The organism is Enterobacter cloacae complex sp. P14RS, from assembly GCF_014895895.1.
GTDB lineage: Bacteria > Pseudomonadota > Gammaproteobacteria > Enterobacterales > Enterobacteriaceae > Enterobacter > Enterobacter bugandensis.
Map to the genome: position 1 here is coordinate 68,640 of NZ_JADBQM010000010.1, position 12,664 is coordinate 81,303.

Genomic DNA, 12,664 nt, shown 5'->3' on the forward strand with positions numbered 1-12,664 from the left:
GGCGGCTGCGCCTTACCCGGCCTACATCTTACGTTTTTGTAGGTCGGGTAAGCGAAGCGCCACCCGACAAGGTTGTTAACCTGCTACAGCAATACGTTTCATATCGGTCATGTAGCCACGCAGTTTGTGGCCCACTTTCTCGATCTGGTGGCTGCGAATCGCTTCGTTTACGTCGCGCAGCTGCGCGTTATCCACGGCACCTTCCGCAATCGCTTTGCCCAGATCGCCCGTCTGCAGTGTGGTCATGAACTCTTTCAGCAGCGGTACGCAGGCGTAAGAGAACAGATAGTTACCGTATTCTGCGGTATCAGAGATAACCACGTTCATTTCGTACAGACGCTTACGGGCGATGGTGTTCGCGATCAGCGGCAGCTCGTGCAGAGATTCGTAGTACGCCGACTCTTCGATGATGCCGGAATCCACCATGGTTTCGAACGCCAGCTCAACGCCTGCTTTCACCATCGCAATCATCAGTACGCCTTTATCGAAGTACTCCTGCTCGCCGATTTTACCTTCATACTGCGGCGCAGTTTCGAACGCAGTTCTACCGGTCTCTTCACGCCAGGTCAGCAGTTTCTTGTCGTCGTTGGCCCAGTCCGCCATCATGCCGGAAGAGAATTCGCCGGAGATGATGTCGTCCATATGTTTCTGGAACAGCGGCGCCATAATGGTTTTCAGCTGTTCAGACAACGCGTAAGCACGCAGTTTTGCCGGGTTGGACAGACGGTCCATCATCAGCGTAATGCCGCCCTGCTTCAGCGCTTCGGTGATGGTTTCCCAGCCGAACTGAATCAGTTTTTCTGCGTATGCCGGGTCAGTACCTTCTTCCACCAGCTTGTCGAAGCAAAGCAGAGAACCCGCCTGCAGCATGCCACACAGAATGGTCTGCTCGCCCATCAGGTCAGATTTCACTTCCGCAACGAAGGAAGATTCCAGCACGCCAGCGCGGTGACCGCCGGTGGCAGCTGCCCAGGCTTTGGCAATCGCCATGCCTTCGCCTTTCGGATCGTTTTCCGGGTGAACTGCGATAAGCGTCGGCACGCCGAAGCCACGCTTGTACTCTTCACGCACTTCGGTACCCGGGCACTTCGGCGCCACCATCACTACGGTGATGTCTTTACGGATCTGCTCGCCCACTTCAACGATGTTGAAGCCGTGGGAGTAACCCAGCGCGGCGCCGTCTTTCATCAGCGGCTGTACGGAACGCACCACGTCAGAGTGCTGCTTGTCCGGCGTCAGGTTAACGACCAGGTCCGCCTGCGGGATCAGCTCTTCATAGGTACCCACTTTGAAGCCGTTTTCGGTTGCTTTACGCCATGAAGCGCGCTTCTCGGCAATCGCTTCTTTACGCAGGGCGTAAGAGATATCCAGACCGGAGTCACGCATGTTCAGGCCCTGGTTCAGACCCTGTGCGCCACAGCCGACGATGACCACTTTTTTACCCTGAAGGTAGCTCGCGCCATCGGCAAATTCATCGCGCGCCATGAAGCGGCATTTGCCCAGCTGCGCCAGCTGCTGGCGCAAGTTCAGTGTATTAAAGTAGTTAGCCATGGGTGATACCTCGTGATGTTGTGTGTCTTATTGTTCGGTTCGCGTTTCAGCGAGAATGTACCCACATTACAACAGGAAATTTATTGCGGAAATTGATATATTCACAACGTCACATTGCAATTTTTGCAATGTAAAAAGAGGGAGTGGAATCGGTGGATTTACGCGATCTAAAAATGTTCCTGCACCTGGCGGAAAGCCGTCACTTTGGCCGCAGCGCCCGGGCGATGCACGTCAGCCCGTCCACGCTTTCGCGCCAGATCCAGCGCCTTGAGGAAGACCTCGGCCAGCCGCTTTTCGTGCGCGATAACCGTACCGTTACCCTCACGGAAGCGGGCGAAGAGCTGCGCATTTTTGCCCAGCAGACGCTATTACAGTACCAGCAGCTGCGGCACTCTATTGATCAGCAGGGGCCATCACTCTCCGGTGAGCTGCATATTTTCTGCTCCGTGACCGCCGCCTACAGCCATCTGCCCCCCATTCTCGACCGCTTCCGCGCAGCGCATCCGTCGGTTGAAATTAAGCTCACCACCGGCGACGCCGCCGACGCAATGGAAAAAGTGGTGACCGGCGAAGCGGATCTGGCCATTGCCGGAAAACCCGAAACCCTGCCGGGCGCGGTGGCGTTCTCAATGCTGGAGAATCTGGCGGTGGTGCTGATTGCCCCGGCGCTGCCCTGCCCGGTGCGTAATCAGGTATCGGTAGAAAAACCGGACTGGTCGACGGTGCCGTTTATCATGGCCGATCAGGGGCCGGTGCGCCGCCGCATCGAGCTGTGGTTCCGCCGTCAGAAAATCAGCAATCCGTCGATTTACGCCACCGTTAGCGGTCATGAGGCGATGGTGTCGATGGTGGCGCTCGGCTGCGGCGTGGCGCTGCTGCCGGAAGTGGTGCTGGAAAACAGCCCGGAACCGGTGCGTAATCGCGTGATGATTCTGGAGCGCAGCGACGAGAAGACGCCGTTTGAGCTAGGCGTGTGCGCACAAAAAAAGCGGCTGCATGAGCCGCTTATTGATGCGTTCTGGACGATATTGCCGAACCACTAGCCAGCCAGAAAGAACCTGAACGCCGGGTTATGGGTTTCGTCGTGGCACTCATAGCCCAGCTCGTTCAGGCGCGTTTCGAAATCCGGCTCGTGCTCGCCCAGCTCGAACGCCGCCAGCACGCGCCCGTAGTCGGTGCCGTGGCTGCGGTAGTGGAACAGAGAAATGTTCCAGTGCGTGCCCAACGTATGCAGGAACTTGAGCAACGCGCCCGGTGATTCCGGGAACTCGAAGCTGAACAGGCGTTCCTGGAGCGGCTTTGAGGGACGACCGCCAACCATGTAACGCACGTGCAGCTTCGCCATTTCATCGTCGGACAGATCGACCACGCTGTAGCCGCCATCGTGCAGCAGGCTGAGGATCTCTTTACGTTCCTCCACGCCCCGGCTCAGACGCACGCCGACAAAAATGCAGGCATCTTTCGCATCGGCAAAGCGGTAGTTGAACTCCGTTACCGAACGACCGCCCAGCAGCTGGCAGAACTTGAGGAAGCTGCCCTTCTCTTCCGGAATCGTCACCGCCAGCAGCGCTTCACGCTGTTCGCCCAGCTCGCAGCGCTCGGAAACGTAGCGCAGGCCGTGGAAGTTCACGTTCGCACCAGAGAGCACGTGCGCCAGCCGCTCGCCGCGAATGTTGTGCTGGGCGATGTATTTTTTCATCCCCGCCAGCGCCAGCGCGCCGGACGGCTCCGCCACCGCACGTACATCTTCGAACAGATCTTTCATTGCCGCGCAAATGGCGTCGCTGTCGGCGGTGACGATATCGTCCAGATACTCCTGGCACAGACGGAACGTTTCATCGCCAATGCGCTTCACCGCCACGCCCTCGGCAAACAGCCCGACACGCGGCAGGTCTACCGGATGACCGGCGTCCAGCGCCGCCTTCAGGCAGGCAGAGTCTTCCGCCTCAACGGCGATGACTTTGATCTGCGGCATCAGCTGTTTAATCAGCACCGCCACGCCTGCCGCCAGCCCGCCGCCGCCCACTGGGACGAAGACGCGGTCGAGATGGGCATCCTGCTGCAACAGCTCAAGCGCCAGCGTGCCCTGCCCGGCAATCACCATCGGGTGATCGAACGGCGGCACCCAGGTGAAGCCCTGCTGCTGCGCCAGCTCGATCGCTTTGGCTTTGGCTTCGTCAAAGTTCGCGCCGTGGAGCAGCACTTCTCCGCCAAAACCGCGCACCGCGTCGACTTTGATATCCGCGGTGGCAACCGGCATCACGATCAGCGCTTTCAGACCCAAACGAGCAGACGAGAACGCCACGCCCTGCGCATGGTTGCCCGCCGACGCGGTAATGACGCCGCGCGCTTTCTGCTCATCCGTCAGCCCGGCCATCATCGCGTAGGCACCGCGCAGCTTAAAGCTGTGCACCGGCTGGCGGTCTTCGCGCTTCACCAGAATGACGTTGTCGAGGCGCGAGGAGAGTTTTTCCATTTTTTGCAGGGGCGTGACCTGCACAGCTTCATAGACCGGCGCGCGTAGCACCGCTCTCAGGTATTCCGCCCCCTCAGGGGCGGCGGATAAGGGTTGTGACTCGGCCATCATTAGCCCCCAAGTTTAGATTTATCGCGCACCGCGCCTTTATCTGCACTGGTTGCAAGGCTCGCATAGGCGCGCAGGGCGAAGGAGACTTCGCGCTGGCGATCTTTCGGCGTCCAGGCTTTGTCACCGCGGGCTTCCTGCGCTTCACGACGGGCCGCAATCTCCTGGTCGCTCAGCTTGAGCTGAATGCCGCGATTCGGAATGTCGATTTCAATCAGATCGCCATCTTCGATGATCGCGATGTTGCCGCCGCTTGCCGCTTCCGGGGAGACGTGGCCGATGGAGAGACCAGACGTGCCGCCGGAGAAACGACCGTCGGTGATCAGCGCACAGGCTTTACCGAGGCCCATCGATTTCAGGAAGGTGGTCGGGTAGAGCATCTCCTGCATGCCCGGGCCGCCTTTCGGCCCTTCGTAGCGAATGACAACCACGTCGCCTTCCACCACTTTGCCGCCGAGGATGGCATCTACCGCCTCGTCCTGGCTTTCGTACACTTTCGCCGGACCGGTGAATTTCAGGATACTGTCGTCCACGCCTGCGGTTTTCACGATGCAGCCGTTTTCTGCAAAGTTACCGTACAGCACCGCCAGACCGCCGTCTTTGCTGTAGGCGTGCTCCAGCGAGCGGATGCAGCCTTCAGCACGGTCGTCATCCAGCGTGTCCCAGCGGCAATCCTGCGAGAACGCCTGGGTGGTGCGAATACCTGCAGGGCCGGCGCGGAACATCTTTTTCACCGCGTCGTCTTTGGTCAGCATCACGTCGTACTGGTCCAGCGATTCCGGCAGCGTCAGGCCGAGGACGTTTTTCACGTCGCGGTTCAGCAGCCCGGCGCGATCCAGCTCGCCCAGGATACCGATGACGCCACCCGCACGGTGCACGTCTTCCATGTGGTACTTCTGGGTACTCGGCGCGACTTTACACAGCTGCGGCACTTTGCGGGAGAGCTTGTCGATGTCGCTCATGGTGAAGTCGATTTCGGCTTCCTGCGCGGCGGCCAGCAGGTGCAGAACGGTGTTAGTGGAGCCGCCCATGGCGATATCCAGCGTCATGGCGTTTTCGAACGCCGCTTTACTGGCGATATTGCGCGGCAGCGCGCTAGCATCGTCCTGCTCGTAGTAGCGTTTGGTCAGCTCAACGATACGTTTACCGGCGTTGAGGAACAGCTGCTTACGGTCGGCGTGGGTCGCCAGCAGCGAGCCGTTGCCCGGCTGGGAAAGGCCCAGCGCTTCGGTCAGGCAGTTCATGGAGTTGGCCGTGAACATGCCGGAACAGGAGCCGCAGGTCGGGCACGCGGAGCGTTCCACCTGATCGCTCTGCTCGTCAGAGACTTTCGGGTCTGCGCCCTGGATCATCGCATCAACCAGGTCGAGCTTGATGATTTTGTCGGAGAGCTTGGTTTTACCCGCCTCCATCGGACCGCCGGAGACGAAGATCACCGGAATGTTCAGGCGCAGGGAGGCCATCAGCATCCCCGGGGTGATTTTGTCGCAGTTGGAGATACAGACCATCGCATCGGCGCAGTGGGCGTTGACCATATACTCCACCGAGTCGGCGATCAGCTCGCGCGACGGCAGTGAATAGAGCATTCCCCCGTGGCCCATTGCGATACCGTCATCCACCGCAATGGTGTTGAACTCTTTCGCCACGCCGCCGGAGGCTTCGATTTGCTCGGCAACCAGCTTACCGAGATCGCGCAGATGCACGTGGCCCGGTACAAACTGGGTGAAAGAGTTCACCACGGCGATAATTGGCTTGCCGAAATCGGCGTCGGTCATTCCGGTGGCGCGCCACAGTGCGCGGGCACCCGCCATGTTACGGCCGTGGGTGGTGGTGGCTGAACGATACTTAGGCATGCTTTATTGACTCCCGTCTGACTATTTAATGGGACGGTGCGTGCCGTCCCACATTTATATTTAGTGATTAACCTGATCCAACCAGCCGTATTTGTCTTCTGTTTCGCCGGTGAAGAGGCCGAAGAAGGCTTGCTGGATGCGTTTGGTCACCGGGCCACAGCGGCCTTCGCCCACCTGGATACCGTCGACGCTGCGAACCGGCGTGATTTCAGCCGCGGTACCGGACATGAACACTTCGTCTGCCAGGTAGAGGGATTCGCGGGACAGCACCTGCTCGCGCACTTCGATACCCAGATCTTTCGCCAGCTTGATGATCGCATCACGGGTGATGCCCGGCAGCGCGGAAGAGGTGAACGGTGGGGTAAACAGAATGCCGTCTTTTACTTCAAACAGGTTTTCGCCCGCGCCTTCTGAGATGTAGCCGTTCACGTCGAGGGCGATGCCTTCCTGATAGCCGTGGCGGCGCGCTTCGCTGCCGACCAGCAATGAGGAGAGGTAGTTACCGCCCGCTTTTGCGGCAGTCGGGATGGTGTTTGGCGCCACGCGGTTCCAGGAAGAAACCATTGCGTCGATCCCCTGATCCAGTGCTTCTGCGCCCAGGTAGGCGCCCCACGGGAACGCAGCAATGATCACATCGGTGTTGTAACCGGCCGGCGGGTTCACGCCCATGCCCACGTCACCCACGAAGACCAGCGGGCGAATATAGGCGCTGGTCAGTTTGTTCTGGCGAATCACTTCGCGGCAGGCTTCCATCAGCTCATCAACGCTTTGAGAGACCGGGAAACGATAAATTTTGGCTGAGTCATGCAGACGCTGCATGTGTTCGCGATGGCGGAACACCACTGGCCCTTTGTGAGAATCGTAGCAACGGATGCCTTCAAACACGGAGGTACCGTAGTGCAGCGCATGGGACATCACGTGAACTTTCGCGTCTTCCCAGCGAACCATCTCACCATTGAACCAAATGTAATCAGCTTTTTTTGTCGTCATTTTTTCGTCCTGTCACGCTCAAGCGCGGATTTGTTGTGATGTGGTTGTGCTCTGGCAGATGGCAACATGGGCAACGTCTACCAGCTTTGATAACTGACTAAACAGTAAGTCGACCGGCCGCGGGCTGGCAACGGTTAATTCGATACTGATGTTCTGGGCGTCGGTGGCCGTTTCCATATTCATAGAGCAAATCTGAAAGCCACGGTGGCGAACCACGCGCAATACGCGTTCTAACGTTTCCGGGTTGAAGCGAGCCTGCACAGCGACCTGATGTTGCATCATGATAATTTCTCCAGCATTTGTGAGTTACTGGCACCGGGCGGTACCAACGGCCAGACGTTCTCAAGCTCGTCGATTGAGACATGAAGCAGGTATGGCCCTTCGCTTGACAGCATGGTGTCGAGTGCCGCTTCAACCTGGTCTTTACGGGTGATGTGCTGGCCAGGAATGCCGAAGGCGCTGGCCAGGGTGAGGAAATCGGGGTTATCGGTCAGGGTTGTCTCGCTGTAACGCTCCTGGAAGAACAGCTGCTGCCACTGGCGAACCATTCCTAAACGCTGGTTATCGAGCAACACGATCTTCAGCGGTAACTGCTTGCGCTTCACGGTGCCGAGCTCCTGAACGTTCATCATGAAGGAGCCGTCACCGGAGATACAGATCACGGTATCGTTCGGGCGGGCCACCTGTGCGCCAACGGCTGCCGGCAGGCCAAAGCCCATCGTGCCTAAGCCGCTGGAGGTGATGAAGTTCTCCGGGCGGGTGTAGGTCATGTGCTGGGCTGACCACATCTGATGCTGGCCCACATCCGTCGTCACCACGCTGTCGGCGGGTTTACGGTCAGACAACTGCTTCAACAGCAGCGGCGCATAGATGGCATCGCCTGGGTGATCGTAACGCCAGGCATGCTCAGCGCGCATGTCTGCGGTGTGCTGACGCCATGCGTTGATATCCAGCGGCTGCTCCAGCGCCGGTAACAGCGCGTTAAGATCGCCCTGCAACGCCACGTGCGCCTGACGCAGTTTGTTCATCTCCGCCGGGTCGATATCCATATGGATCACTTTGGCATTCGGCGCGAAGGTATTCAGCTTGCCGGTGACGCGGTCATCGAAACGGGCGCCTGCGACGATAAGCAAGTCGCACTCCTGCACCGCCAGGTTTGCCGCTTTAGTGCCGTGCATTCCCAGCATGCCGAGGTAGTACGGGTAGTCCGCGTCGACTGCGCCCAGACCTTTCAGGGTGCAGGTGGCGGGCATTTGCGTGGTTGCAAGGAACGCGCGAAGCGCCGGAACAGCCTGCGCCATACCCACCCCGCCGCCGACGTACAGCATCGGCTGCTTCGCCTGCGCCATCATCTGACGCGCTTCTTCAACGTCTGCATACGGGAACGCATCGTCGCTTTTCACGGTGGAGAAATGCGGCTCCAGATCGCCAGGTGCAACCTGGATATCTTTCGGGATATCCACCAGAACCGGGCCAGGACGGCCAGAACTGGCAACCTCGAACGCTTCGGCCATCACGCGCGGCAGCTCTTCGAGGGACTGAACGAGGAAGCTGTGCTTGGTGCAGGCCAGCGATAAGCCGAGGACGTCTACTTCCTGGAAGGCATCGGTGCCGATGAACGGAGAGGCCACCTGACCGGTAATCGCCACGACAGGAACAGAATCGAGCAGCGCGTCAGCCAGGCCGGTGATCAGGTTCGTTGCACCCGGACCTGAGGTCGCCATGCACACACCGGTTTTACCGGTCGCGCGGGCATAACCAATGGCTGCCATCGCTGCGCCCTGCTCGTGCCGGCACAAGAGGTGTTCCACGCCGCCGTCATACAGTGCATCGTAAATCGGCATAATTGCGCCACCCGGATAACCGAATACGGTTTCGACTCCTTGCGCGCGCAACGCATGTACTACCCATTGTGCCCCATTCATAGTTAGTTCCCCGTCATAAATCTGGAGAAACAGAATTTTGTGCTAGTCGTCATTCTCTGCTCCTCATTTAAGTTTTTAAGTCATAAAAAAACCCCCGGACCTTTCGGTGCGGGGGTCTTAGTTCGTTAAGGCTTGATTTCTAAGCCTTTCCTCGTCCAAGTGCAGCCCCGCACGGTGGGATAATAATCACCACCACGCTAATCACGACCAGGCTAATCACTCGTAGAAGGGCTGTCATTTTCAGTTCTTTTTGCATCTTGTTCGAAGGAATACCTAAAGAGTTATCACAGTTTTTAAATCAAACACAAGATTTATTTATGAAGGATTTGGTTAGCAAGCGAACCAAATTTTATGAACGCATTGTTTTATATGAGGAAATTTGGAAGTGAATATTTTTCATTTTTTTATTGCAGATCTAACCGTTAAAGCGCGCCTTTTTACATTTTGCGAGTGTGCTTCCACGGTGATGCAATGGTTTCAATGCTCCCTGAAAATCTCTGAACAGGCGGCGTAAATACGTAAAAAGACGCTAAACAGAGACAACAGGCACTGGCATAGTCAGACCAGGAGGTAGTACAAATGTCACTGTCAGTTGTTTATACGCGAGCGGCTCTCGGGGTAAAGGCTCCGCTTATTTCCGTAGAGGTTCATTTGAGTAATGGGCTGCCCGGACTCACGCTTGTCGGGTTACCTGAAACCACGGTTAAAGAGGCCAGGGACCGCGTTCGTAGCGCAATAATAAACAGCGGTTATACCTTCCCCGCAAAGAAGATCACCATCAACCTTGCTCCCGCTGACCTGCCCAAAGAGGGTGGGCGATACGATTTACCTATCGCAATTGCGCTTCTCGCGGCTTCTGAGCAGCTTAATACGACCAAGCTAGGCTCGTATGAGTTCGTGGGTGAACTCGCGCTCACAGGCGCACTGAGAGGCGTTCCCGGTGCGATATCGGGAGCGCTGGAAGCCATACGTGCAGGGCGGCAAATCGTTGTGGCCAATGAAAACGCATCAGAAGTGAGTCTTATTGCAGAAAAGGGATGTCTCATCGCCGGGCATCTTCAGGAAGTGTGCGCCTGGCTGGAAGGCCGCCATGAACTGTCCGAGCCGGAAGAGTGCGACGAGGCTATAGCGGATGCGCCAGAAGACCTCAGCGAGATCATGGGACAGGAGCAAGGGAAACGGGCGCTGGAGATTACGGCAGCGGGTGGGCACAATCTCCTGCTGATTGGCCCGCCGGGTACGGGCAAAACCATGCTGGCGAGCAGGCTAAGCGGGTTGCTCCCGCCGCTTAATAACCATGAAGCGCTGGAAAGCGCCGCCATCTATAGCCTGATCGGTTCGACGTCGTTGCACAAACAGTGGCGTCGACGTCCCTTTCGTTCCCCGCATCATAGCGCGTCACTGACGGCAATGGTCGGCGGTGGGTCTATTCCGGGGCCGGGTGAGATCTCGCTGGCACACAATGGCATTCTGTTTCTCGATGAGTTGCCTGAGTTTGAGCGCCGCGTGCTGGATGCGCTGAGGGAGCCCATTGAATCCGGTGAGATACATATTTCACGCACGCGAGCCAAAATAAGCTATCCCGCCCGTTTTCAGCTCGTGGCGGCGATGAACCCCAGTCCGACGGGGCATTATCAGGGCAACCATAACCGCTGTACGCCAGAGCAGACGCTGCGCTATCTGGGAAAGCTGTCTGGCCCGTTTCTCGACCGTTTCGATTTATCACTGGAAATCCCCCTTCCGCCGCCGGGCCTGCTCAGGCAGACGGATAAACTGGGTGAAAGCTCCGCGCATGTTCGCGAGCGGGTTATCGCGGCACAGGCGAGACAGTATGCCCGTCAAAACAGGCTGAATGCACGACTGGATAATGCAGGGATCCGACAGTTTTGTTCTCTTAACGTTGAAGATGCGGCTTGGCTGGAGGAGACGTTGACGCGCTTTGGGCTTTCCATACGTGCGTGGCAGCGCTTGTTAAAAGTAGCCAGAACCATTGCGGACGTGGAGGGCTGTACTGATATTGCGAGGAAACACTTGCAGGAAGCGCTGAGCTATCGGGCGATCGATCGTTTGCTTTTGCATCTGCAAAAGTTACTGGCATAAAAAAAGGGGCCGTAGCCCCTTTTTTTATTAGTCGTCAGACTCGGTGTAGTCTTCTGCACCTTCCATCTGCGGTTTACCGCCAGACAGCGTATGGAAACGTTTTGGACGCTTAATGCGAGCCATGTACTTGATCCATACACGTTCTGCTTCAGACTGCGGCTCACGCTCACCACGGCACACTGAGACAAACTGCTTTTCATCTTCAGTTGCAGGCTCACGTTTACCCAGATCCAGCTCGTTAAAGGCATAACCATGACGCTCAAGCAGCTGCGCCTCTTTGATGGTGAAATCGCCGTGACGAGAGAACCCGCGCGGATAATGTTTATTGTCGAAAAAACGATTAGTCGTCGTAAAGCTTTCCGCCATCCTACACGCTCCTAATTCTTTGGCCGAGCTATTTATGGCGCGGAGTATTAGTTACGCTTGACAGAGTGTAAAACAAAACATTTAAATCATAACGACAAATTATTTTGCGGAGAAAGATGTGGATACGGAATTGCTAAAAACTTTCCTTGAAGTGAGCAGAACGCGTCACTTCGGGCGAGCCGCTGAAGCCCTTTACCTGACGCAGTCAGCAGTCAGTTTTCGTATTCGACAGCTGGAAAATCAACTGGGTGTGAATCTTTTTACCCGCCATCGCAACAATATCCGCCTCACGCCTGCTGGTGAAAAACTGCTTCCGTATGCGGAGACATTGATGAATACCTGGCAGGCAGCGCGCAAAGAGGTTGCGCATACGTCGAGGCACAACGAGTTCTCGATAGGGGCCAGCGCATCTCTGTGGGAATGCATGCTCAGTCAGTGGCTTACCCGGCTATATCACTCCCATGGCCATTTACAGTTTGAAGCCAGAATTGCGCAACGTCAGTCGCTGGTTAAGCAACTTCATGAGCGTCAATTGGATCTGCTGATCACTACAGAAGCCCCCAAGATGGACGAATTTAGCAGCCAGATTGTTGGACAGTTCGGTCTAGCTCTTTATGCTTCTGAACCCTCAAAGATGAAAGCAGACCTGACCTATTTGCGGCTGGAGTGGGGACCTGATTTTCAGCAACATGAGACGGGATTGATCGCACCTGATGATGTTCCACAGTTAACAACCAGTTCTGCCGAGATTGCCTGTCAGCAACTCCCCTTGCTGAAGGGTTGCACCTGGTTACCAGTCCGTTGGGCAGATACCAAGCCTGGACTGCATACCGTGGTGGATTCCACTACCCTTTCGCGGCCGCTGTATGCGATTTGGTTGCAAAATAGCGACAAGCAATCGCAAATAAAAGATCTATTAAAAATCAATGTAATGGATTGATGCTGAGGCCAGCAGGGACGCTGGCTGCATTTAAGAATGCTGAAATCTCATCGGGTTTCAGGCAAAAAAAAATCCTTTGCCGAAGCAAAGGATTCTATATGGCAGGGGCGGAGAGACTCGAACTCGCGACACCCGGTTTTGGAGACCGGTGCTCTACCAACTGAGCTACGCCCCTAAAGTTTTTTGCCACTAAGCCTGCCATTACTGGCAGGCTTAACGTCTTAATAAGTGGCGGAACGGACGGGACTCGAACCCGCGACCCCCTGCGTGACAGGCAGGTATTCTAACCGACTGAACTACCGCTCCACCGAAGACTGCTTGTAACCACCGGATTTATGCACCGGCTTACTACTTA

12 protein-coding genes and 2 tRNA genes are annotated in these 12,664 nt (G+C 56.7%); 3 read left to right on the forward strand and 11 right to left on the reverse strand.

All coding sequences use genetic code 11. The features are described from left to right. Nucleotides 1–75: 75 nt before the first annotated feature. Entirely contained in the window at nt 76–1,551 is a 1,476-nt protein-coding gene (ilvC, locus tag IM295_RS09230) for a ketol-acid reductoisomerase (RefSeq protein WP_049001405.1), read from the reverse strand. A gap of 152 nt (nt 1,552–1,703) precedes the next feature. On the opposite strand from ilvC, the gene ilvY reads away from it, so the two are divergent. Continuing rightward, nucleotides 1,704–2,594: an HTH-type transcriptional activator IlvY gene (gene ilvY / locus IM295_RS09235; RefSeq protein WP_008501572.1), complete on the forward strand. Its 891-nt coding sequence runs from the start codon at nt 1,704–1,706 to the stop codon at nt 2,592–2,594. Here ilvY and ilvA read toward each other — a convergent pair. The 7 genes from ilvA to ilvL all read right to left on the reverse strand — a co-directional run bounded on the left by ilvA (nt 2,591) and on the right by ilvL (nt 9,141). After that, complete coding sequence (gene ilvA / locus IM295_RS09240; RefSeq protein ID WP_193066583.1) at nt 2,591–4,135, reverse strand: threonine ammonia-lyase, biosynthetic; 1,545 nt, start codon at nt 4,133–4,135, stop codon at nt 2,591–2,593. The two genes, ilvY and ilvA, sit on opposite strands and share 4 nt — an antisense overlap. A gap of 2 nt (nt 4,136–4,137) precedes the next feature. After that, on the reverse strand, nt 4,138–5,988 hold the full coding sequence (gene ilvD, locus IM295_RS09245) for a dihydroxy-acid dehydratase (RefSeq protein WP_047366694.1): 1,851 nt from the start codon (nt 5,986–5,988) through the stop codon (nt 4,138–4,140). Between the two features lie 60 nt (nt 5,989–6,048). Then, the gene (gene ilvE, locus IM295_RS09250) at nt 6,049–6,978 is read right to left on the reverse strand and encodes a branched-chain-amino-acid transaminase (RefSeq protein WP_003860182.1); all 930 of its coding nucleotides are present in this window, start codon (nt 6,976–6,978) and stop codon (nt 6,049–6,051) included. An 18-nt stretch (nt 6,979–6,996) separates the two neighbouring features. Continuing rightward, the gene (gene ilvM / locus IM295_RS09255) at nt 6,997–7,260 is read right to left on the reverse strand and encodes an acetolactate synthase 2 small subunit (RefSeq protein ID WP_003860184.1); all 264 of its coding nucleotides are present in this window, start codon (nt 7,258–7,260) and stop codon (nt 6,997–6,999) included. Further along, a complete protein-coding gene (ilvG, locus tag IM295_RS09260; protein ID WP_192972117.1) occupies nt 7,257–8,903 on the reverse strand; it encodes an acetolactate synthase 2 catalytic subunit in 1,647 nt (548 codons plus the stop codon). Before ilvG ends, ilvM begins: the two co-directional genes overlap by 4 nt. Before the next feature lie 2 nt (nt 8,904–8,905). Then, on the reverse strand, nt 8,906–8,956 hold the full coding sequence (ilvX, locus tag IM295_RS09265) for a peptide IlvX (protein ID WP_166792073.1): 51 nt from the start codon (nt 8,954–8,956) through the stop codon (nt 8,906–8,908). 86 nt (nt 8,957–9,042) lie between these two features. Beyond that, the gene (gene ilvL / locus IM295_RS09270) at nt 9,043–9,141 is read right to left on the reverse strand and encodes an ilv operon leader peptide (RefSeq protein WP_001311244.1); all 99 of its coding nucleotides are present in this window, start codon (nt 9,139–9,141) and stop codon (nt 9,043–9,045) included. A 341-nt stretch (nt 9,142–9,482) separates the two neighbouring features. Here ilvL and IM295_RS09275 point away from each other — a divergent pair, with 341 nt between their 5' ends. After that, nucleotides 9,483–11,003 (forward strand): YifB family Mg chelatase-like AAA ATPase, encoded by a 1,521-nt coding sequence (locus tag IM295_RS09275; RefSeq protein WP_193066581.1) that lies wholly within the window; start codon nt 9,483–9,485, stop codon nt 11,001–11,003. 27 nt (nt 11,004–11,030) lie between these two features. On the opposite strand, the gene IM295_RS09280 is transcribed toward IM295_RS09275, so the two are convergent. Then, nucleotides 11,031–11,369 (reverse strand): DUF413 domain-containing protein, encoded by a 339-nt coding sequence (locus IM295_RS09280; protein WP_008501577.1) that lies wholly within the window; start codon nt 11,367–11,369, stop codon nt 11,031–11,033. 118 nt (nt 11,370–11,487) lie between these two features. Here IM295_RS09280 and hdfR point away from each other — a divergent pair, with 118 nt between their 5' ends. Beyond that, entirely contained in the window at nt 11,488–12,309 is an 822-nt protein-coding gene (gene hdfR / locus IM295_RS09285) for an HTH-type transcriptional regulator HdfR (protein ID WP_028014823.1), read from the forward strand. Between the two features lie 99 nt (nt 12,310–12,408). Here the strand turns inward: hdfR and IM295_RS09290 are convergent. Together IM295_RS09290 and IM295_RS09295 are read right to left on the reverse strand one after the other, a co-directional pair. After that, nucleotides 12,409–12,484: transfer RNA gene (locus IM295_RS09290), tRNA-Trp, on the reverse strand. Between the two features lie 54 nt (nt 12,485–12,538). After that, nucleotides 12,539–12,615 (reverse strand) — tRNA-Asp (locus tag IM295_RS09295). Nucleotides 12,616–12,664 lie beyond the last annotated feature (49 nt).